We start from the raw sequence: 21,784 nt of genomic DNA, 5'->3' as shown, positions 1-21,784 counted from the left end.
ACCCGCGACAGTGTGATCGCCATTGGTAATCGTCGAGAGCGATCACGTTGCGATCGGTTGAGCAGATCGGAGTGACGCCCTTCAATGACGCATGAACCCGGCCGTGATTGTAGTAATCACGGAAGTGCCGCAGCTTCCGTTCGAGATCTCGGGCTCCCGATCCAGCAGCTCTCGACGCACCGTTCCGATCACTCGCTCAACAAATGGATGCGATAGTGGCACATGCGGCACGGTCTTGATCTCGCTTACCTCAAGTTTGCGCAAATTGGCCCGCCAGCGATGAAACTGAAATAGCGGATCGTGGTCGCTGCTGAGACATTGTGGCAGTGTGGGTGCGCCCGCGATGACCTGATTGAACATTCGGCACAAGGCCGGACCATCGACCACGCCGGGTTGCACGGCGAAGCCGACGATGCGGCGAGTAAACTGATCCATCACGACCATCACCCAGTGCGTTTTCACGCTCAGAGATTCACAACGAAAGAGATCCACGCTCCAGAGGCTGTCCTTGGTATGTCCGAGCAGGGTAAGCCAGGACGGGCCGTTAGAGCCGCGGGTCGGTCGACTGTGTTTGGCGAGTACACGTCGCACCACATCCTTGTCGATCTCGACACCGAATACGAAGGCGATCTGTTGAGCGATGCGCCGGCAGCCGAAGCATGGGTTCCGCCGCTTCATTTCGACGATCGCTGCGATCAGTTCTGAGCTCGGCCCTTTCGGGCCGGGCTTGCGTCGCCGTCTTGGCGCAAAGAGCAGGCGGTATTTTCGATTCACCAAGGCGCGGTGGAACGCCATGAGCGTCGATGGCTTCAGCACAATGGCCGAGCGCAGCAGACGAGAGGGACGCATCAGGCCCGCGCAGAGACTGGCGATGATGCGGTCGATCGGTCGCAGATTCGGTGCTCGGGCACCTGACCGATTCAGAATCAAGAGCTGGTGTTTCAGCAACAGCGATTCCGAGACGATCGATCGCGCACCGCCGGGCAGCAGCAGCCTGGCGATCGTCGCGATGAGATGAATGGCGAGAATAGCCAGGTCACGCATCCAACCATGCTAGCGATCCGAGTCGGCGGCGCAAGACTTGGATCGTCGCGGTACCTATGCGATAAATTCGAATTCGCCACACACAGGCCCGCGACACTGTTGCGCTTTCACCGAGCGCTGATCCGGCGCAAGTATCAATGGCTGTTTTCAGCGAGCGCCCGGCGTCGGCCCGGCCCCAAGGGACCGCCCAACGAACTGATCGCCGTCATCCTTGAGATCAAGCGCCTCAATCCACGCTTCGGCTGTCCGCGCATTGCCCAGCAGATTTCGCACGCCTTCGGCCTGGAAATCGACAAGGACGTGGTGCGCCGGATTCTGGCGACGCACCCTACTCCAAAGTCTGGAGGCAACGGTCCGTCGTGGCTCTCTGTTATCGCTGAAGCCCGCGACAGCCTATGGAGCGTCGACCTGTTTCGCTGCGAGTCGATCCTGCTCAAGAGCTTCTGGGTGATGGTCGTGATGGACGTCTTCTCGCGTCGTATCGTCGGATTCGGCGTCGAACCCGCGCATATCGCTGGCATCAGCGTCTGTCACATGTTCAATGAGGCCCGGTGCGGTCAGCCACTTCCCAAGCAACTCAGCTCCGATCATGACCCGCTGTTTCGATTTCATCGCTGGCGAGCCAACCTGCGGGTGCTCGACATCGAGGAACTCAAATCTGTCCCCTTCGCGCCTCGCTCTCAGCCGTTTATCGAACGCCTCATCGGAACCCTCCGGCGCGAATATCTCGACCAAACCTTCTTCTGGAACGGCCTCGACCTCCATCGCAAGCTGGATTGTTTCGCCCTCTATTACAACCAGCGACGCGTTCATGCTGGACTGAATGGTCGGACGCCTGTCGAGCAATGCGGCACGATTGCAGATCAGCCCGCGAATCTCAATCACTTTGCATGGCGATTGGACTGCTCCGGCCTCTTCCACACGCCGACTGCCGCGTGATCGGCATTTCGCCACGCACAAGTTCGCACCATGAGTCGTGCCTTCCCCAGAAGGCATCGGCGCAGCAGCCTGCCACCGAAGCAGGCGACAACGCGCCAGCAAACTTAACGACCGACTCTAGCCTGAAGGTGCGCGGGATAGCGAGCTCCCTGCACTGGAATTGTGCCGAGTACCTCTGCGATATCTCTCAAGTCGCCCGCCGTCAGCTCGATCTGCGCAGCGATAAGGTTCTCCTCGAGGCGCCGCAGCTTCGTGGTACCGGGAATGGGTACGATCCATGGTTTCTGTGCAAGCAGCCAGGCGATGGCGATTTGCGCCGAGGTGGCGTGCCGTTGTTTCGCGATCTCGCCAAGCCTATCGACCAGCGCCTGATTTGCCCTGCGCGCCTCCGCCGCAAAGCGTGGCACGACGTTGCGAAAGTCGGAGCTGTCAAACTGCGTATTCTGATCGATGGCACCGGTCAGAAAGCCCTTACCCAGAGGGCTAAAAGGAACAAAACCGATGCCGAGCTCCTCGATCGTCGGCAGGACCTCGCTTTCAGGTTCTCTCCACCACAGCGAGTATTCACTCTGTAGCGCCGTCACGGGCTGGACCGCATGTGCTCGACGGATCGTCTGCACACCTGCCTCGGACAAGCCGAAGTGACGTACCTTTCCTTCGTAGATAAGCTCGCGTACCGCGCCGGCCACCTCTTCGATCGGGACGTCGGGATCGACGCGGTGCTGGTACAGCAGATCGATCACGTCCGTCTTCAATCTTTTTAGGGAGGCCTCGACGCTTCGCTTGATTTGCTCTGGCGTGCTGTCGAGCACCTGCTGCTTACCGTCATCTCCAAAGGTAAAGCCGAACTTCGTTGCAATGACGACGCGGTGACGTACGGGAGCCAGCGCCTCACCGACGAGTTCCTCATTGGTGTACGGACCGTAGGCCTGAGCGGTGTCGAACAACGTCACGCCCCGGTCGACTGCGGCACGCAACAACGCAATAGCCTGCTGCTTGTCAGTGGCAGGACCATAACCGTGGCTCAGCCCCATACACCCCAAGCCGATCGCCGACACTTCCAGTCCCGAATTGCCGAGTCTTCGCTTTTGCATGGCCATCTCCAAATGGGGCAGAGGATGAACTTCAGCACAATCCATCGGCACGGCCATCCAGGGATGAATGACTATAGTCGGCGAAGCTCGCGGCCACTAGCGGGCAATTTGCAATAGCCCTTATTAGTTCAGCTCATGAATGTCGGGCGGCGACGCTACGCTCCATTGCATCAGGCCCATCGGGTGAAGCTCGCTTCAACTGGACGCTTCAACGCCTGCTACCTCATCGCAGTCGTCCCTGCTTTGGGTGACGTCTCGCTTCGGCGGGGCGCCGAACATCCGCGAGTACTCGCGGCTGAACTGCGAAGGACTCTTGTAGCCCATTTTGAGAGCCACGCTTTCCACCGTGGTCGCCCCCGCCATCAACAGTTGACGAGCTTCGATCAATCGCAATCGCTTCTGGTACTGCAACGGAGTGACCAGGGTCACCGCCTTGAAGTACTTGTAGAAGTTCGTCAACGACATCCCGGTCGCGCGAGCCAATGTGTCCATTCGCACTGGCCGCGTCATGTCCTGACTCAAGGCGTGCATCGCTGCGGTGATACGTTGCGAATAGTGTTCCTGCACGGCGGCTCACTACCCGTTCACCACCTCGATACCACCGTCTCGAATGACGGCCGCAAACCGATTGAAGAAATCATCGGCCAGCTTCTTGGCAGCACTCTGGACCAGCCGCGAGCCCAACTGGGCCATACGTCCGCCGAACTGCGCATCGACGTCGTAACAGAGCACCGTGCCAGTCTCTGCTTCGTCCAGCTTGACGTTCGCACTCATCCTGGCAAATCCGGCGATGCCCCCCTCTCCCTCCCCCGCGAGACGATAGCCGAACGGCGGGTTCATGTCGCTCAGATGTACCCGCCCCTTGAAGCGGGCCTTGATCGGGCCGATCTTATTGGTCGCGACGGCGACGAACTCGGTCTCCGACACTACGTCGAGTTCCTCGCAGCCCGGGATGCACGCTTTCAGCACCTCAGGATCGTTGAGCTTTTCCCACACGGTTTCGCGTGTCGCCGGAAGCGCAACCTCACCGCTCATCTGCATCGCCATAGTTCGTTCTCTATTATAGCTCGCGCGACATGCCTGCCATGTCGCGCATTCAACCGTTTGTTCCGAAAACGCGTCAACTACATCTTGAACCGGATACCCGCGCGGTACACCCGACCCAGGGTTTCGTGGAAGCCCGGCGCGTAATCCAGGACCTCATAGCCGATCGGATTCTTGTCATTGACGTTGTCGATCGCCAGGAAGATCTCCGGAGAGAAGGCGCTCGCAAAAGTCTGCGGACGATAACTCATCGACAAGTCCAGATAGATCGCACCAGGAAGCGTGTTGTTGTCGATCGTGTAGTTCGGGATCACTGCGGCCGGGCAGCCGGAAGTGCATTCGATCCACTGCGAGTTCATCTCGCCATCGCTGAAACCACGACCGGTCGCCGAAATGGACAACGCATCGGTGTTGTAGGCAAGCGTCAACGAGTAACGCCAATCCGGTGCAATCACGATCGGGTACATCGCACCACCCGTGACGCCGGCACCCTGCAGCTTGGTGCCATCAGGCCTGATAGTGGTCAGATCCATCACTCGTGTAACCAGCGCGCGCGCCGTCAAACTACCCGTCCAGCCTTGGAACAGCTCAGAGAGCGGCTGCACGTAGCTGATTTCAGTGTCGATGCCCTCGGTCTTCAAGGCGGCGGCATTGATCGGCTTCAAAGTGGCGCGAACGGTGCCATTCGGATCGCGCTGAATGAAACCGCACAGCTCCTGATTGCCCGCGTAGCACAGGTCCAGCAAGTCCTGAGTCGTGACCGAGGTAATTGCTCCTTCAAGATCGATGGAATAGTAGTCGATCGACGCGGACAGGTTCGGCAGGAATCTCGGCTGCAACACGACACCGATACCGAAGGTGTCCGCCTCTTCCGGCTTCAGCTCGGGATTGCCGATCTGTGTCGAAAGGACCGTCACGGTCTGATTGCCCTGGAAAGGATCGCGCTGGCCGTTGGTGACCGCCGTCAATCCGGCATTGAACAGCTCGCCCATGTTGGGAGAGCGAATATCCAACGAACGAGTCACACGGAAGCGGATGTCGTCGATGGGTTTGTAGGTCGCACCCAACTTCCAGGTAACGACCGACCCCGATGTGCTGTAATCCGTGGCACGTACGGCGCCGTTGAAGTCCAGAGACCGCGCCCAGGCCGTGTCTTTTGCCAGGGGCACGACCGTCTCCAGGAAGGCTTCCTTGATGTTGTAATGTCCGTTGGTCGCTTTGTAGTTACCGACGTAGAACGCCGACGCCTCATCGAGCGCGGTCGTCCAAGTCTCAACTTCCTCCCGACGGTACTCGGCACCTAACGCGAGCGACACCGGCCCCGCCCAGGTCGAGAATGGCTCGCCGTGAATCGAGGCTGCCGCCACACGCTGCGTAAGGTCTTGGCGCATCCAGCTGCGATCCTGATAAACGTAATCGATCGCGGCCTGCGAATTCATGCCGATGCCCATCGGGTTCCAGGGCACGCAACCGTTACCGGGATTGGTCAGTGTCGAGCGACAGATCGGGCTGCCACTGACCGGATCCCGTACGGCATCCAGGGCCAGGGTCAGATTGCCGTTGATGATGTCGTTCTCGGGCTTGGCGGTGGATCTGGACGTGCTCTCGGTCGCATACACGTCCCAGGACCACGACGACCCAAACATGCCGAAGCTGCCGCGCGTGCCCAATACGTACTGACTAAAGGCGCGGCTGATGTCGACGCCGGTCGGTCCCTGCTCTTTCATGTATATGCTGAGCGGAAAGGAGGTGACGCCCGCTGCTTGCATCTGGCTGAGCACACTGGCCGGTATGAAGGGATTCTGATTGGAGATGGTGATGTTCCGGCGCGTCATCGCGCAACAGGCACCCGAGGAATCCGCATCGGCATCCATGATCTGCAGATAGACTTCGGCATCGTCAGTGACCTGGTAGCTCACGCGCGTGAACAAGGTCCGACGCTCGAGCTCCAAGTCCAGGCTCGCATCGGCGAAACCCTGAGACCCCAACTCCCAGTCACCGCCCGACATCAGCGAGCCATCGCTCATCCCGTAGTTAAAGGCCCGAGGCACGCCACCCGCGCCGAAGGTAGTCCCTCGGAGCGGACCAGACGGAATCAGTCCGCCGGCCGCGGCAGTGGCACTACCCACATTGGGCCGAAGCAAATAGTACGGCTGCCCATTCGTCGCCGTGTAGGCCGGATTGACCATTCGCCCCCAACCCTCACGCATCCAGTCGCGAGCTGCGCCGTCCTCGATGCCGTCGATCTTGTCGTAGGCAGCACTGACCAGAACGTGGCCGCGGCCATCGGCAAACGGCATACCGCCTGCCAAAGACGCCGAGTACTGCTCGTCATCGCCCTCGGAGGTCGCGCCGCCCTGAGCCGAGCCCTTGAGACCGGTGAAATCCTTGTCGAGAATGAAGTTTACGATGCCGGCCACCGCGTCCGAGCCGTAAGGCGCCGAAGCACCGCCGGTGACCACATCGATGCGCTCGATCAACGAGTCGGGAATCACATTAGTGTTGACAGCACCACCGTTGCTGTAGAAACCACCGATCGAGCCCGCCACGATACGGACACCATCGAGGAGCACCAGTGTCCGATTTGCACCGATACCGCGCAGGTTCACGTTGCTGACGCCCGATCCGGCGCCGCTGACGCCGCCCCTGCTGCTGAATCGGTTGCTGACGCTGTTGGCGAACGCTGGCTGCTTATTCAGGAAATCCGCGATGTTCTGCGGGGCGTCGCGATGAATGTCCTCGGCGTTGAGTACGGTCACCGGCGTCGGCGCTTCGAATCCGTCGCGAACGATACGCGTACCGGTCACGACCACCTCGTCGAGACTAGACGCTGCCGCGGGCTCAGCGGTCTCGGATGCCTCCGACGCATTTGCGACACCTGCTGCAGCGCACAGCAACAAGGTGCCTGAAATCGCGGTCGTGGTCATCGCAGCGCTGCGCTGTCTGCGCTTTGCGGCCAACTCATCGTGCTTTCGAACAGGCATCACGCATCTCCCCGTCTAATTATCCACAACACATTCGCATATGCGAATTTACTCAATTGCGCACCGCGTTCACATATTCGATCCTAGAACGGAAACCCGGCGACAAGCAAGCGCCGGTCTCAAATGACATGACAAATGACGATCGCGCAACAGGCGGCCAGTGCAGCTAGCGCCGCGCAAAAGGATCGGCGTGTGCCTGAACTTGCCGCGGATCACGCGAGTAAGGATGTCAGTGGGACCGGACGGTCTCACGTCTCAATCATGGCTACGATTTGTCGGAGAGTTGCCGAGTCGCGCCGCCCGCCCCGCACACGCGGCCCGGCACACTGCCGCGACAAACGTAATGCGTGCGGCCTCGATGCAGAAGGATTTCCTCCTGCATCGATGGGGGACTGAGAACCTGATTATTCGAGCGCTCGGCTCTGGACTCGACGGCCGCGGCGTCGAAATCATTGATCTCGCCGACAAACTGATTGGTGTAGAAGGCACCTTGATCGATATCGGCGCCGGCGATCTCGCCGCCTTCGTGAAGAAGGACGATCAACTTCTGGAACACATCGTCCGGATACTCACCGAAGCGCCTGGGCTGGCCCGGCGCAAAGGAGAAGTATCCCCAATCGTCGACTGCAGCATGTACACCTGGCGGGCGAACTGAACCTCCATCTCTTCGGGCTTCGGCTTGAGATGCGGATAGCATTTCCACAGCGTCTGGATACACCAATGCGGCGCGAGGCTGCAGGTGAGGAGACTCTTTGCAATCGCTCGGCCGAAGCCGACCAGCACTTGCGGCTCCTGTTTGAATGTATCGTCGTGCGCGTAATAGCTGTAAGTCAGAAGGTTGCCACGCGCTCGCTGTAAGGTAGCCGCTTCAGCTTCTTCCCCTCAGCCTCGTAGCGGGCGCTGCTTCCTGCGAATGTCTCATAGGCATCGATCTGGCCTTCCATGAACCGATCGAACCTGCCTCGATTCTCCCCGACCGGAACGAGCTGGACATCGGCGGGCGTCAGACCGCTCTCCTTCAGCACCACGCGAGTGATCGGAGCATAGGGAGCAGCCAGAGAGAATGCCGAGCTTACTGCCCTTCAAGTCCGAAATACTTTTCAACGGACTCTCGGGAGGCACCACGATCTCAAAATCAAACTCGCGAATGTGATTGTAGAGAACTCCAGAGGGGCCGCTGCTGGCCCGCGCCGCCACTCCACCGCCACCGATATCTATCTTCTTGTCGATGACTGCCTGCATTACAGGCACGGTGGTTGGGAATGCGTGCAGCTGGAGCACGAGCCCTCCTCCGCAAGTCATTGAGCTCCATGCCGGCGGTCATTCTGGCCGTACCGACGCCGGTTGGTGTGGGCGTCCGACACGTAATGTTTTGTGCCGCGGCTACCGGGCGGCAATTGCAACCGAACACAGAACAGCCACCACACCCTTCGCTCGACCAGAAGTACCACGCCTTGACACAGTGTCTCTCCTTTCTCGCAGCTCAGAAGATATGTAGAACTCGACGCGAGTCATGCACCCGCGGCTCAGAATCGATGACCGTCCAATCGCGGCCTTGCCCAAAGCTCCCCCTCGGCTTATGCTCCCATATGTGAACCGCGTTCTCATTTATAAATCTGGTTCATGTGTCTGCAACTCGGATCAAGGTGGAGCCGCATGTCCCTCTCGCGACGCGACGCACTCATTGCTTCAGGAACGGCACTCGCCGGACTTTCGCTTTCGGCTCCCGACAGTAGTGCGCAAGGCAGCCCGAGCCAGCCCGCCGGGAATTCTGCTGAGCCGCGCTTTCCCAAGCTGAAGCCCGAAGAAATGTACTTCGAGCAGCGGCGAGTCGCTGAAGCGGTCAACGAGCGTCGGGATGGCGGACTGGTGGGGCCTTTCGTGCCTCTGTCCTATGCGCCCGGCATCCTCGATCGACAGCAGATGCTGGGTGAGCATTGCCGATACAGCACCAACGTTCCGCCAAAACTGCGGGAATGGACGATTGCTATCGCGGCACGTCACATGAACTCTCCTGGCGTCTTCAGCGCTCATGCCCGTCTTGCCGAGGCAGGCGGCAGCGCAAAAAGAGATGAGGCACGCTGGGGCAAACCCGCCAACGGCATCGCCAAGGAGTCGATGGAGGCGCTGGCCAACCGGCGCAGACCACCGAAGCTCGACGACGACGAAGCTCTCATCTATGACTTCTTCACCGAGTTCAACGATACCGGCGAGGTCTCGGATGCGATTTTCGATCGCGTGGAACAACGCTTCGGAAAATCCGTGATCATCGATCTGATCGCGATCTACGCTCACTACGGAACGCTCGGTTGGGTGTTCAATGTGAGCGCGGCGCCAGTGGCAAGCCGCCCATTTCCAGACCAGGCCGAGTAAGGGAGCATCTTCATGCGCTATCCGCGCCTTACGCCCGTGCAGATGACTCCGCGTCAGCACGAGGTGGCAGAAGAAATTGCGAAGCAACGGGCGGGGGGCCTCAGCGATCCTTACGCCGCCCTGCTCTATTCGCCTGACGTAGCCCGGCTGCTACAACCGTTGTGGGAATATCTTCGCTTCAACCTGCGCTTACCGGAACCGCTGCGACTGATGGCGGTGGTGATGACCGCCGCGCGCCACAAAGCAGCCGACGCTGAAATCTTTCTCCGCGGCGACAACGTTCGTGACAGCGGACTGACGAACGACAAGATCAAGGCCTTATTGGAAGGCCGACGCCCCACGGGCATGACGCAGGACGAAGCGATCGTCTACGACTTCTGCTCGCAGCTGTTGAAGACAGGAAGGGTCACGGATAACGTGTTCGACAGTATGGCGGCTCGTTTCGATCGCGCGATCTGCGTGGAGCTGACCACCCTGTGCGCCAACACGGTCATGCTGAAATTGGTACTCAAGGTGACCGGCACCCATTTTGCGGACGGCGAGCCCGCACACTGACATCGCCTCCGGTTAGCGCATGCCCGCTAGTTCAGATCGCGGGCCTTGGCCTCGATGCGAGCAGGATCGAAGTCATTGATCTGAGCCACCAGACTATTGGTATAGAACAGGTTCGGATCGATATCCGCCGCGGGCAGTTCGCCACCTTCCTTGAGGATATCGATCAGGTTTTGGAAAGCATCCTGGGGATACTCGCCGAATCGGCGCGGCTGATCGGACGGGAACGCCATATACGCCGCCATGTTCGTCCGGAGCAGACGGACTTGACGCGTCATCTCCGTGTCCCATGCCTCCGGCGCGGGCTTCAGGTGCGGATAGTGTTTCCAGACAGTCTTCACACACCACTCAGGCGCGATATTGCAAGTAAGCACGCCTTTGGCAACCGCTCGTCCGAAGCGAGCCAGCACAGCAGGATCCTGCTTCAGCGTCTCTTCGTGAGCGTAGTAGCTATACGTCAGCAGATTGTTGATACGGTCGCTGTACGGCAGTCTTTTGAGCTTTCCGCCCTCGCCTTCGAACAGCGCACTGTTACCTATGAATGTCTCATAGGCATCGATCTCGCCGCGCTCCAGCAGCGCGAAAGCATTGCGATTCTCGCCGACGGCCACCAGCTGAATATCGGTCGGCTTCAGACCGTTCTCTTTCAACACCACTCGGGTGATCGGCGTGTATGGAGCGGTTAATGACAGCACGCCCAGCTTCTTCCCTTTCAAGTCGGCAATACTATTGAATGGGCGGTCCGGGCGGGTGACGATCTCGAACGAGAACTTCCGCAACGAGTTGTAAAAGAACCGCAGCAGCATGTGATCCTTGCCGGGCTGATTGGCAACGACCAGAGGAAACACGCCCCCGCCACCGATGTCGATGGTCCGCGCAGCCACCGCTTGCATCACGGGAACCGTGGTCGGGAACTGCTGGAGCTTCAGATCGATGCCCTCTTCCAGGAAATATCCGAGCTCGAGCGCGGCGATGAGATTTGCGGAATAAACGCTCGCTGGCGTCGGAGTTCCAAGGCGCAATGGTTTGGGCTTGGCCATTACATTCCCCGCGAAGGCAACCGCACAGAGGGTCGCAACCGAGACTCTCGCCACGCGTGGAAATCTGCGACCCGACATGTCTTCATTTATCCTTTGGCGACTTTCGCGAACAGCGCCGCGATCCCCAGCGCGATGTATTTTGGCACGAGTATGCTTCAATAATGCGTACGATGTGCCTATATTCGAATACTAGTTCCCATCAGCTGAACGATCAAGACACTTATGAATGCTTCGCCTCTGTCTCGCGGCGACCTTCTACGCGCGCTGGCAGTCGTAGTGATCTGGGGTTTGAACTTCGTGGTAATGAAGATCGGCCTGCATGACATCGGCCCAATGCTCCTGGGCGCACTACGCTTTGCCGCCGCTGCGCTCCCTCTTCTGCTGATCGTGCGAGTCCCGAAACTTCCCTGGCGCTATATGGCGGCCTATGGCCTGGCACAAGGCTTCGGCCAATTCGCTTTTCTGTTCCTGGGCCTGCAAATGGGCATGACCGCGGGAATGGCCTCCGTGGTCATGCAAACACAAGCCTTCTTTACACTGCTGCTGGCAGCGCCAGTACTGGGCGAACGCGCACGCTGGTCGCAAGGACTCGGGCTGCTGGTGGCACTGGCTGGCTTGGTACTGATTGCCACCGCTCACGGCGACGGTCCGGGGCAGATGTCGCTCGTCGGTTTCGTGCTCACGCTCTCGGCGGCGTTCATGTGGGCCGTCTCCAACCTGGTTGCGCGCCTGGCGAGTCGCATAGCCGACTACGATCCGTTGCCGTTCATCGTCTGGAGCGGCGTCTTCCCGATCCTGCCCTTCGCAGTGCTGGCACTGTGGATGGATGGGCCGAAAACCGTGTTGCGGCAGATCTCCGGTATGCAGACGCCGACTGTGCTTGCGGTCCTATTTCTAGCGTGGCTCTCTACACTGCTGGCCTACAGTCTTTGGACTCAGCTGCTACAGCGTCATCCCGCAGGGCGCGTCACACCATTTTCGCTGCTGGTGCCGGTGGTGGGGCTGTGGTCAGCTTGGATGTTCTTCGATGAATGGCCACTCCCTCAGCAATGGCTCGGCACGGCAGCGGTACTGATGGGATTGGTGGTGAATCAGCTCGGCGGCCGCATCCTCGCACTCCGCAACGCTTCGGCAGAGTCCCGCACGTGACTCAGCTCCGGGCGCGAATGATCTGAATCGGAATGGACTTGTACGCCGGCGTATGACTCTGCTCGTCGAAATCATCGAGCGAAATGAGCCCATTTGCCTCGGGGAAATAGGCCGCACACGAGCCGCGCGAAATTGCGTAAGCCACCACAACGAATCCGCTGAGCTCTGCATGCACGCCCCTGAGGCGTATTGCATCTCCCGTTGTCAGCCCGCGCGCGCGCATATCATCCTCATGCATGAAGACAACATCGCGACGCCCATGCACGCCGCGATAGCGATCGTTCATGGCGTACACCGTAGTGTTGTATTGATCGTGAGACCGAATAGTGGCCAACATGAGCGGGAACTCCGCGGACACCCGTGACGAATCGACGGAGGCCGGACTGAACTGTGCCTTGCCACTCGGCGTGAGCCAGCGACGCTGCGCAGCCGCGTTAGGTAAGTGGAAACCTCCTGGTTTCTTCACTCGCTCCTCGAAGTCCTCGAACCCGGGAATCACCTGTTCGATCAAGCGACGGATCGCTCGGTAGTCATCCGCCAGGTCGCGCCAGCGAATGCGGCTGTGAGGCAGCGAGGCCGCCGCAATTCCCGCCACGATGGCTGGCTCCGACCGCGTCTGTTGGGTCGGCGGCGCTTTGAAGCCGCGCGAGGCATGCACCATCGACATCGAGTCTTCGACCGTCACGCACTGGATGCCGCTGCGCTGAACGTCGAGATCCGCTCGAGCCAGCGCCGGTAGGATCAGCGCCTCGCCCCGATGCAGCAAGTGACTACGATTGAGCTTGGTGTGCACTCCGACGGTCAGCCTCAAGCGAGACATCGCGTCATAGGTCCGCACGGTGTCTGGTGCCGCCACCGCAAAATTCCCCCCCATCGAAATCAGCACCTGAACGTCACCTCGCAGGATCTGCTCGATGCACTCGACGACGGAGCAACCGTCGGCGCGGGGCGGCTCGAAACCGAACACCTCCTTGATTCGATCGAGCAGTCGGGGCGCTGGACGCTCGTCGATGCCCATCGTCCGGTCGCCTTGCACATTGCTATGACCACGCACCGGGCAGATCCCCGCCCCCGCCGTTCCGATATTTCCTTTCATCAGCAACAGGTTTGCGAGCTGCTGCACGTTCTGCGTTCCGTGCCGATGCTGCGTGATACCCATCCCGTACGCGGCGATCGTGCAGTTGGAGCCGGCGTAGAGCTGCGCGATGGTATCGAAGTCCTCGCGGCTCAATCCGGTGTCGTTCAATATCTGTTGCCAATCGACTGTGCGCAATTGCTCAGAGAGAGCCTCGAACCCCACAGTGTGCTCGCCGATAAATGCCCGATCGACACTGCCAGCCACGCCCTCCCGTTCCATCTCGAGCAGCCGCTTCATGATTCCTTGCAAAACGGACGAATCGCTACCGACTCTCGGCTGGAAATAGTGTGTCGCCAGATTCGTTGCCGTGCCGGTCAACATCTCCGCGGGATGCTGCGGCGAGCGGAAGCGTTCAAGACCGCGCTCCCGCATCGGATTGAACACCACGATGGGTACACCTCGCCTTGCGACGTCACGTAGTGTGGCGAGCATCCGTGGATGATTGGTGCCCGGGTTGTGCCCGAAGCTCAAGATGAGCTGAGTCTGATCGAAGTCACTCAACTGCACGGTGCCTTTGCCCACACCGATCGACTTCGGCAATCCGACGCTGGTGGCTTCGTGGCACAGGTTGGAGCAATCCGGCATGTTGTTCGTGCCGTACTCCCGAGCGAACAGTTGATACAGGAATGCCGCTTCGTTGCTGGTGCGACCCGACGTATAGAACGCCGCCGCGTGTGGCGTCGTCAGCGATCTTAGATGCTCGCCGATCAAGGCATACGCATCCGCCCACTCGATGGGCACATAGTGGTCGGTGCGCGAATCGTATCTGAGTGGGATTCCCAGTCGGCCTTGCGACTCGAGCCAGTGATCCGACTGCGCCCGTAGTTGCGAAACAGAGTGTGCGGCGAAAAAGTCTTGGGCGATCGTGCGCGATGTCGTCTCCCAAGCGACGGCCTTCGCACCGTTCTCGCAAAACTCGAAGGATGACGTGTGCTTCGGATCCGGCCAGGCACAGCCGGGACAATCGAACCCGTCGGGTTGATTCGCCTTCAGCAGCGCGCGTGCCCCGGTCGCTGGCGCCCCCTGTTCTTTGAGGGCCCGGCGTGTGGAGACAAGTGCATCCCAGCCGCCGGCGGCCCCGTGATAGGGCCGCATCGACTCATCGCTCATCGCTCGAACTCGCGGTCAGATGGGAACAGTGGCCGCGTCGTAGCCGTAGACCCAGGCATCCGAGTCGTTCAGATTCGATGCAATGCGATCGATGTGAATCCGGGCTTTGTCGGGATCACCGAGATCCGGATGGTGATAGCGTGAGCGATTGGCAGCGGAGGCGTTGACGATCTGCGTGGTACGCGGAATTCGCAACTCCTCGTAGCGCTTCAACGCCGTGATGGGATCGTAGCGGTCGAGACAACGAGCCAGTATCACGCCATCCTCGATCGCCATGTTTGCGCCCGCGCCCAGATATGGCAGCGTGGGATGACATGCATCGCCGAGCAGCGTCACACGTCCCTCGGTCCACTGCGGCATCGTGGGGTGAAGGAACAATGCCCACTTGTAAGGCTTGTCGATGTTTCGGATCAGCGCCTGGATGTGAGGATGCCAACCCTTGAAGTCGGCCTGCATCTCCTCGGTGGTGCCCAACTCCGTCCAGGATTCAACCTGCCAGTCGTCGCGATCGATGTGCCCGACGATATTGATCAACTCACCTCGTCGGATGCGATAGACCACCCAGTGGCCATTCAGCCCCATCCAGCCCTGGCCGCAGAACGTGCGTGCCCCCTCCGGCAAACTGTCGACGGGAATGATTCCGCGCCAGGAGATGGTGCCGGTAAACTCCGCCTTCGATGCACCAAAGAGCTGCTTGCGGATTACCGAATGAAGCCCATCCGCGCCGACAAGTACATCCGCCTTGTACCGACGACCATCCGCGAGAGACAACTGCACGCCGTCGTTCGTCTGCTCGAACCCCGCGACTTTGGAGCTGACCTGGACCGCGCCCGGCTGTAAAGCTTCGAGAGCATTTACCAGGACCGCGTGCAAGTCTGCTCGATGCATGGCGATGCCCGGATATCCATACCGGGAAACGACGGCGTCCACGGAGAACGGCGCCGACGCACAGTAGCCGGTATTCCAGACTCGAATCTCCCGACACTTAGGCGTGTAACAATCCTTCAGTATCGCCTCTTTCAGGCCCAGCCCGGCCAGGGCGCGAAATCCATTCGGATGGATGCGCACACCGGCGCCAATCTCGCCCAATTGCTGGGCTTGCTCGAACACCTGCACCTTGAAGCCCGATTGAGCCAGGGCGATAGCGGCGGTCAAGCCGCCCAGTCCGGCACCCGCGATCAGAATAGTTGGTTTAGCAGTCATCTCTTGTTATCTCGTTGCTCGATCACGACGCCGCGGCCGCCGGCTGCTGCGCATCGACGATCGATTTCAGCATGCTGACCGCCTCGGTCGTGGACACGACCGCCGCATACTTGCTGGCGATGTCGAATAGGTTCACCGCGTGACAGATCGGCGCCCGGTCGTAACATCCTTCATGCGGGACGATCACTTTGTAATCGTACGACGCACCGTCGGCGACCGACGCCCGAATACAGCCACTCGTCGTGTTGCCCACCATGAACAACGTATCGACTTGCAGCACATGCAAGTACTGAATGAGCGGGGTGCCGAAGAATGCGCTCGGCGAGGTCTTGGGCAGCAGGATGTCGCCCTCCTGCGGAGCGAGATCCTTGACGAACTCGTAGTGTCGCGGATTGCGCGCGACCTTCGGGATGCGCGCGTGATTGCCACTGTAGGGTCTTCCCGCCATGTGCGGATAGATGACCGGCAACCCGTGCTCGCGAAACGCCGCTATGATCCTCACGATATGGGGAATGGCCTTCCAGGCGAACTCACCGCAATTCAAAGGGTGATACGCAATCGCATCCATGATCGGCATGGGATGCTCACCGGTCGTGGCGTACTGGGTATCGATCACCAGCAGCGCGGGCTTGCGACCCGGCTGTAATTCCTTGGCAAATCCGGCGCGTCGATACAGATCGAGGGTTTCCTCGGGGATGAAGCCGTCCCAGGGGTTGGTCACGACGCTCTCCTGATAGTGATCCAGATAGGCATGAGTTAGGCTGCGTCCGTCTTTTTCAGCTGCTCGGCGGCGTCGAGAATGGCCTCGACGATGGGGATGTATCCCGTGCAGCGACAAATATTTCCTGAGATGGCGTCACGAACTTCATCGGCCGTCGGCGACGGGTTCTCTTTCAAAAACGCCTCGGCCGTCATCAGCAGGCCGGGCGTACAGAAGCCGCACTGCAAGGCGTGATGACGATGGAACGCGTCCTGTAACGGCGTCAGCTTGCCATCTACCGCCAGCCCTTCCACCGTGTTGAGTTCGGCGCCGTCGACTTGGACGGCGAACATCAAGCACGAACGCATCGACGCGCCGTTCACCAGGATCGTGCAGGCTCCACAGACCCCGTGTTCGCAGCCGACGTGAGTGCCGGTCATATCCAGATCGTCACGCAGGAAGTCGGCCAACGTACGCCGCGGCTCAACTTTGCCAGTGACTGGTTTACCATTTACGGTCAGGGCGATATCGACAAGGCGCGTCATGCAACGTCCTTCAGTAGGTCGGCTCCCGCAGCCTGCTTCAAGGCGCGGTACACCAATGTTTCGATCAGCTGAGTTCGATACTCGGACGAAGCGTGCAGATCCGAGCGCGGATTGATAGCTGCTGCCGCAGCTCGCCCCGCCTCCCGTGCGAGCACATCCGTCATGGTATTGCCGGTGAGGGCATCCACTGCTTCCGCTGAGAGCAAAGGAATATCGTCGACACCAAAGATGGCAATGCGAGACGCATCGACAACGCCATCCGCATTGAGATCGAGTGTGCAGGCCACACCGGTCAGAGCGAAGTCGCCTCGACGCCGCGAGATCTCCTGGAATCCATAGCGCCGCCCCGCCGGCTGGTGCGGGAACAACACCTCGGCAATGATCTCATCCGGTTCCAGCGCCGTTGTCAGGATGCCGAGAGGAAACTCCGTGGCTGGAATTTCACGGCTGCCGGAAGACGATCTCGCAACGATAGTGGCATCGAGAGCAAAGCACAGCGCCGGCCATTCCGCCGCCGGGTCGGCGTGAGCCAGGCTGCCACCGATCGTGCCGCGGTTACGGATCTGAACGTGTGCGATGTATGGCATCGCCTCGTGCAACAGCGGCAGACACTCGCGAATCTCCGGAGAGAGCTCCACCGTGCGATGACGGGTCATCGCACCAATGCGCACGACTCCATCTTCACGGATCGCGATGCCCGCCAACTCCGAAATGCGATTGAGGTCGATCAGCAGTTCCGGCTGCGCCAGACGGAAGTTCATCATCGGAACGAGGCTTTGGCCACCGCCCAGAACCCGAGCATCCTTGCCGCTGCCACCCAGCGCCTCCAGGGCTTCCTCCACCGTGACAGGTGCTATGTACTCAAAGGCAGCGGGCTTCATGCGAACCCTCCTGCTGTCAGGCGTAACACGCGCGTGGTGAGAGCGGATCTAGTCATAGTTATTTGAGCCCTGCAGCCATCGACTCGATCGCCGCTGCATCGAAGTTATTAATCTGCCCCACCAGATCGTTCGTAAAGAAGGTCCGCGGATCGACGCTCGCGTCCTTCAACACGCCGCCGGCGTACAGAATGTTCACCAAGGATTTCCAAGCGTCCGGAGGAAATTCCCCCAAACGCTGAGGCTGCCCCGGCGGAAACGCGAGGTAGGATTTCATGTTCGCTTCGAGGACGTGAACCTGACGCGCCAGCTCCTTGGCGGAGTCATCGCGTGGCTTCAGGTTCGGGTAGTACTTCCAGAACGTCTTCACGCACCACTCCGCGGCATGCTTGCATACCAGGGTGCCTTTCGCGGCGCCGCGGCCAAAACCTGCCAGTACTTGCGGCTGCTTCTTCAGCGTGTCTTCGTGAGCGAAATAGCCTAATGAAAAGAGGGCGGCAAGCTGGGGCGGCAACGCCAGCCGTTTCAACGGTGTGGTGCCATTGGCCTCGTACAGCGCGATGTTTCCATTGTAGGTGTTGTAGGCGTCGACGCGACCATCGATCAATGCCTGGAACGCAGCACCGCCGGCACCGATGGCAATCAGCTGCGCATCGTTCGGGCCGATGCCGTTCTGCTTCAGAATCAGACGACTGATCGGTACGTGAGCATTCGCCAGAGAGCTCACGCCGATTTTCTTGCCCTTCAAATCCGCGATCGTATTGACCTTGCTGCTCGCTGGCACGACGAACTGCCAGATGTTGTCGCGCAGACTGTTGTAGAAGAATTTCAGCGGCAACGGCGACTTCCCGGGCTGGTTCGCGACGATCAGGGGCTCTCCGCCACCGCCGCCGATGAGGATCGACTTCACGGCCACTTGCGACATCACGATGGCGCTGCCCTGGAACTCCTGAATCTTGACCTTGATGCCCTCCTTCTCGAAATAGCCAAGTTCCATGGCCGCCGTGAGGTTGGCAAGATTGATGCCGGCGTTGGTCGGTGTGGCGAAGACGACCTGCGTTTCGGCGGCCTGCGCACTTCCAAGCCAAGCCGTCAGGAAAAGCCCGGCGACGGCTCTCACAACCGACCTGCCGCCGACCTTGGATTCGTCATTCTGCATTCTCGAACGCTCCCGTGATCACTGCCAACCGGCGGCTCTGAGTTCAGGCACCGCGATCTTGCCGGTGTCGAGGATCTGCTCTCCATCGAGAAACAGATTGCAATTGCGCAGTGGAATATCCAGATGGCAGGCCGTGTCGTTGGTGCCGCCCAACTCGGTATTCGGACCGGTAGAGAACAGCACGTTTCCGTAGAACGAGAGCGCGTTCATGATGCGCTCCTCCTGCAGCCGCTGGGTCGCGAGCATGTGATACCACGTCGCCCGCTCATGCATGCCCCACCCGATGTGCGAAATCGCATAAGCGCGGGGATCGCGGAAGCTCTCCATGTAGTCCCGGATGAGCGCCGCATCCATGCCTTTGCCGTCGATGCGCGTGATGAAACCCCTCTCGATGGTAAGCGTCACCGGCTCTTGAACGTAGCGCTTGAAGGCGCACAGGATGTCGCCCGGCGCAAGCACCACCGTTCCGTCCACTTCCCCATCGTTGCCGTTGGTGAACAGGAATGCCGAAGGCCAATGATCCCACCGGCCCGGCGTATCGGTGTACCCGTACTGGGTCATCACCGGATACTGCTGCAATCGATAGCGGACATCGGTACCTGCCGCAGAAGTCACGCGCAGCTCGCGAGCCTTCTTGAGCAGCTTCTCAGCCGCTTCGACGCGCCGACGATGCTCGACCGTTGGAAACATCTGCTTCAGGATGTGCAACGGCTCCACGACGAGCAGGATGCGAACGCCCGCCGCCTGCAACTCGAGCTGCTCCGCCGAGAACAGCATTCCCAACAAATCAATGACCATATTGGCTGACTTGAGCGCCTCGACCGCACGGCGATTTCCCGCCAATGGCGATCGCCCCACCACGCCGGCGGCATTTGCCGTCGCGAGATCCGGGATGTTCACATGAAACACGGCTGCACCGAGCTTCTGCGCCGCGATCATGAATGTCTGGGCGATTTCACCCTTCGCCGTTCCGGCACTGAGCACCGCTACACTTTCGCCTGCTTTTACTTTGCAGAGCTCGAGCTCCGCGGTGAAGACGCGCAGCATATCGACGTCAACTTGTGCCATGTGCAACTCCGACCAACGTTATCCGGCGTTCCGTATTGAAATGAGCTCAGCGGCCTTTGTTCCGCATCGTGCGGTCCCAAAAGGCGACCTTACGGTGTACCCACTGGACGAAAGCGGTTCCTATCAAAGACAGCGCGATCAGCGTGACGATCGCTGCGAACATCACTGGCGTGTTGAAATTCGCCATCGCGGACTGAATCAAATAACCCAGGCCTTCGGAGGAGCCCAGGAACTCACTCACGATGGCACCGATAAACGCGAACACGATGGTGATCTGCAAGCCCGCGAAGATGTTCGACGTCGCGGCAAACATCTTGACGCGAAAGAACGTCAGCCAGGTCGGCGCCGAGAACGCCCGCATCATGTTCAACAACGCGGGATCGGTCTGACGGATGCCCTGCACCGTGTTCACGAACAACGGGAAGAAGCACATCATGGCCACCATTGCGATCTTGGAGGACAAACCGTAACCCAACCACACCATCAACAAGGGCGCGATCGCAATCTTCGGTGTCGACTGCAGGCCGATGATGAGCGGATAGACGAACTTCTCGAACGCACGCGATTCGGCAAGCAGCGCTCCTACGACGATAGCGGCACCGCAGCCGAGGAGATATCCCGTCAATGCCGACTTCAGCGTGTAGGCAAGATGAGGATACAGCGTACCGCCATCGACGAAACCAACCCATAGCTCGCGCAGCACGTCGGTCAGGCTCGGAAAGATGTACTGCGGGACATTGAAGTATGCGACCGATGTCTGCCAGATGATCAGGAGCGCGGCCAGCGTGATCGTCGGATACAGGACCGAGGAGATCCGTTCGAAGCTGTAGAACGATGGCGTCGTCTGATTATGCGCAGTAAGTGCGACCGTGTTAGTGGAGTCACTCATTACATCTGACCTCAGTGCTTGTACAGCTTGCGCAGGCGACCGCACAGTTCCGCAAACTCACCAGAAGCCATGGCGTCGAGGGCGCGCGGCCGCTTGAGTGGCACATGGACTTCCTCGATGAACCGTCCCGGCGATGAGGACATCATGAGGACCCGATCCGAAAGAAACACGGCTTCGGGAATACTGTGCGTAATGAACAATACGCTCTGCTTGCTCTTACCAAGGATCTCCTGCAATTCAACCGACATACGCTCGCGTGTCATGGCATCGAGCGCAGCGAAGGGCTCATCCATCAGAATCAGTTTTGGATCGTGGATCATTGACCTGGCCAACCCGACGCGCTGCTGCATTCCTCCGGACAACTCATCCGGATAGTGCTTGGCAAACTTCGGCAAGCCCACGAGCTTCAACAGGGCATGCGCGCGGTCGAGGTAGTCTGCCCGCTTCAGTCGCATGGCATCGATAGGAATGAAAATGTTCTCGAGCACCGTCAGCCATGGCAACAGCCTGGCCTGCTGAAATACGATGCCGATGTTTCGGTGGGGTTGACCGTCAACGGGCTTACCGAACAGCGACGCCTGCCCACTGGATGCCTTCTGCAAACCGGCAAGTACGTTCAGCAGAGTCGACTTGCCACAACCCGAGGGCCCGAGAATGGACACGAACTCGCCGGCGTTCATACTCATCGATAGATTCGAGACGGCCGAGATCGGTCCTCGGCTGCTCGGATAGACCACCGACATATCATCGACACGCAGGATCTCACTCGCCCCCGCGGCCGCCATTGCGGGTTGCCCAGGCGACGCACTGGGTCTGACATCGCGAGAAGGTATGGTCATCACTTTCACAAAGCTGCCTTTTTGTCTCCAAGCATG

Annotated in this window: 21 protein-coding genes; 5 read left to right on the top strand and 16 right to left on the bottom strand. The window is 59.7% G+C overall.

Going from position 1 to position 21,784, the window contains the following annotated elements; translation table 11 throughout:
- Nucleotides 1–81 precede the first annotated feature (81 nt).
- A complete protein-coding gene (locus EKO19_RS37050; protein ID WP_129782470.1) occupies nucleotides 82–1,044 on the bottom strand; it encodes a DDE-type integrase/transposase/recombinase in 963 nt (320 codons plus the stop codon).
- On the opposite strand from EKO19_RS37050, the gene EKO19_RS37045 reads away from it, so the two are divergent.
- Complete coding sequence (locus EKO19_RS37045; protein ID WP_129782469.1) at nucleotides 1,015–1,983, top strand: integrase core domain-containing protein; 969 nt, start codon at nucleotides 1,015–1,017, stop codon at nucleotides 1,981–1,983. The two genes, EKO19_RS37050 and EKO19_RS37045, sit on opposite strands and share 30 nt — an antisense overlap.
- A 104-nt stretch (nucleotides 1,984–2,087) precedes the next feature.
- Here EKO19_RS37045 and EKO19_RS37040 read toward each other — a convergent pair whose 3' ends face one another.
- From EKO19_RS37040 to EKO19_RS37025, 4 genes are all read right to left on the bottom strand, one after another.
- A complete protein-coding gene (locus tag EKO19_RS37040) occupies nucleotides 2,088–3,077 on the bottom strand; it encodes an aldo/keto reductase (RefSeq protein ID WP_129782468.1) in 990 nt (329 codons plus the stop codon).
- A gap of 195 nt (nucleotides 3,078–3,272) precedes the next feature.
- A complete protein-coding gene (locus EKO19_RS37035; RefSeq protein ID WP_217705838.1) occupies nucleotides 3,273–3,644 on the bottom strand; it encodes a helix-turn-helix domain-containing protein in 372 nt (123 codons plus the stop codon).
- Nucleotides 3,645–3,653: 9 nt separating this feature from the next.
- Nucleotides 3,654–4,124 carry a CoxG family protein gene (locus EKO19_RS37030; protein ID WP_129782467.1) on the bottom strand — a complete coding sequence of 157 codons (471 nt, stop codon included), beginning with the start codon at nucleotides 4,122–4,124 and terminating at the stop codon, nucleotides 3,654–3,656.
- 77 nt (nucleotides 4,125–4,201) lie between these two features.
- Nucleotides 4,202–7,105: a TonB-dependent receptor plug domain-containing protein gene (locus EKO19_RS37025; RefSeq protein WP_129782466.1), complete on the bottom strand. Its 2,904-nt coding sequence runs from the start codon at nucleotides 7,103–7,105 to the stop codon at nucleotides 4,202–4,204.
- Between the two features lie 358 nt (nucleotides 7,106–7,463).
- Here EKO19_RS37025 and EKO19_RS37020 point away from each other — a divergent pair, with 358 nt between their 5' ends.
- Nucleotides 7,464–7,760, top strand: coding sequence for a hypothetical protein (locus tag EKO19_RS37020; RefSeq protein WP_129782465.1), 297 nt, complete (start codon nucleotides 7,464–7,466; stop codon nucleotides 7,758–7,760).
- 175 nt (nucleotides 7,761–7,935) lie between these two features.
- Here the strand turns inward: EKO19_RS37020 and EKO19_RS37015 are convergent, their stop codons facing one another.
- Nucleotides 7,936–8,133 (bottom strand): hypothetical protein, encoded by a 198-nt coding sequence (locus EKO19_RS37015; RefSeq protein ID WP_129782464.1) that lies wholly within the window; start codon nucleotides 8,131–8,133, stop codon nucleotides 7,936–7,938.
- A 628-nt stretch (nucleotides 8,134–8,761) separates the two neighbouring features.
- Here EKO19_RS37015 and EKO19_RS37010 point away from each other — a divergent pair.
- Both EKO19_RS37010 and EKO19_RS37005 read left to right on the top strand, forming a co-directional pair.
- Nucleotides 8,762–9,478 (top strand): carboxymuconolactone decarboxylase family protein, encoded by a 717-nt coding sequence (locus tag EKO19_RS37010; RefSeq protein ID WP_129782463.1) that lies wholly within the window; start codon nucleotides 8,762–8,764, stop codon nucleotides 9,476–9,478.
- A 12-nt stretch (nucleotides 9,479–9,490) separates the two neighbouring features.
- On the top strand, nucleotides 9,491–10,033 hold the full coding sequence (locus EKO19_RS37005; protein WP_129782462.1) for a carboxymuconolactone decarboxylase family protein: 543 nt from the start codon (nucleotides 9,491–9,493) through the stop codon (nucleotides 10,031–10,033).
- A gap of 26 nt (nucleotides 10,034–10,059) precedes the next feature.
- On the opposite strand, the gene EKO19_RS37000 is transcribed toward EKO19_RS37005, so the two are convergent.
- On the bottom strand, nucleotides 10,060–11,070 hold the full coding sequence (locus tag EKO19_RS37000; RefSeq protein WP_157995625.1) for an ABC transporter substrate-binding protein: 1,011 nt from the start codon (nucleotides 11,068–11,070) through the stop codon (nucleotides 10,060–10,062).
- Between the two features lie 222 nt (nucleotides 11,071–11,292).
- Here EKO19_RS37000 and EKO19_RS36995 point away from each other — a divergent pair, with 222 nt between their 5' ends.
- On the top strand, nucleotides 11,293–12,219 hold the full coding sequence (locus EKO19_RS36995) for an EamA family transporter (protein ID WP_129782460.1): 927 nt from the start codon (nucleotides 11,293–11,295) through the stop codon (nucleotides 12,217–12,219).
- Between the two features lies 1 nt (nucleotide 12,220).
- Here the strand turns inward: EKO19_RS36995 and EKO19_RS36990 are convergent, their stop codons facing one another.
- The 9 genes from EKO19_RS36990 to EKO19_RS36950 are packed head-to-tail and all read right to left on the bottom strand — an operon-like array spanning nucleotide 12,221 to nucleotide 21,694.
- Nucleotides 12,221–14,467, bottom strand: a complete 2,247-nt coding sequence (locus tag EKO19_RS36990) for an FdhF/YdeP family oxidoreductase (protein ID WP_129782459.1) — start codon at nucleotides 14,465–14,467, stop codon at nucleotides 12,221–12,223.
- Nucleotides 14,468–14,482: 15 nt separating this feature from the next.
- Nucleotides 14,483–15,670: an FAD-dependent monooxygenase gene (locus EKO19_RS36985; protein ID WP_129782458.1), complete on the bottom strand. Its 1,188-nt coding sequence runs from the start codon at nucleotides 15,668–15,670 to the stop codon at nucleotides 14,483–14,485.
- A 22-nt stretch (nucleotides 15,671–15,692) separates the two neighbouring features.
- The gene (locus EKO19_RS36980) at nucleotides 15,693–16,391 is read right to left on the bottom strand and encodes an isochorismatase family protein (protein ID WP_157995624.1); all 699 of its coding nucleotides are present in this window, start codon (nucleotides 16,389–16,391) and stop codon (nucleotides 15,693–15,695) included.
- A 35-nt stretch (nucleotides 16,392–16,426) separates the two neighbouring features.
- The gene (locus EKO19_RS36975; RefSeq protein WP_129782456.1) at nucleotides 16,427–16,915 is read right to left on the bottom strand and encodes a (2Fe-2S)-binding protein; all 489 of its coding nucleotides are present in this window, start codon (nucleotides 16,913–16,915) and stop codon (nucleotides 16,427–16,429) included.
- Nucleotides 16,912–17,796, bottom strand: a complete 885-nt coding sequence (locus EKO19_RS36970; protein WP_129782455.1) for an FAD binding domain-containing protein — start codon at nucleotides 17,794–17,796, stop codon at nucleotides 16,912–16,914. The genes EKO19_RS36975 and EKO19_RS36970 overlap by 4 nt, the downstream gene beginning before the upstream one ends.
- A 58-nt stretch (nucleotides 17,797–17,854) precedes the next feature.
- Nucleotides 17,855–18,952, bottom strand: coding sequence for an ABC transporter substrate-binding protein (locus tag EKO19_RS36965; protein ID WP_129782454.1), 1,098 nt, complete (start codon nucleotides 18,950–18,952; stop codon nucleotides 17,855–17,857).
- 18 nt (nucleotides 18,953–18,970) lie between these two features.
- A complete protein-coding gene (locus tag EKO19_RS36960) occupies nucleotides 18,971–20,020 on the bottom strand; it encodes a M29 family metallopeptidase (RefSeq protein WP_246039038.1) in 1,050 nt (349 codons plus the stop codon).
- Nucleotides 20,021–20,066: 46 nt separating this feature from the next.
- Complete coding sequence (locus EKO19_RS36955) at nucleotides 20,067–20,909, bottom strand: ABC transporter permease (RefSeq protein ID WP_129782453.1); 843 nt, start codon at nucleotides 20,907–20,909, stop codon at nucleotides 20,067–20,069.
- Nucleotides 20,910–20,920: 11 nt separating this feature from the next.
- Nucleotides 20,921–21,694 (bottom strand): ABC transporter ATP-binding protein, encoded by a 774-nt coding sequence (locus EKO19_RS36950; RefSeq protein ID WP_407676682.1) that lies wholly within the window; start codon nucleotides 21,692–21,694, stop codon nucleotides 20,921–20,923.
- Between the last annotated feature and the right edge of the window lie 90 nt (nucleotides 21,695–21,784).

It is taken from the genome of Peristeroidobacter soli (assembly GCF_004138485.1).
GTDB lineage: Bacteria > Pseudomonadota > Gammaproteobacteria > Steroidobacterales > Steroidobacteraceae > Steroidobacter > Steroidobacter soli.
The sequence above is the reverse complement of the archived record's forward strand: the minus strand, read 5'-3'. Positions and strand labels throughout refer to the sequence as shown.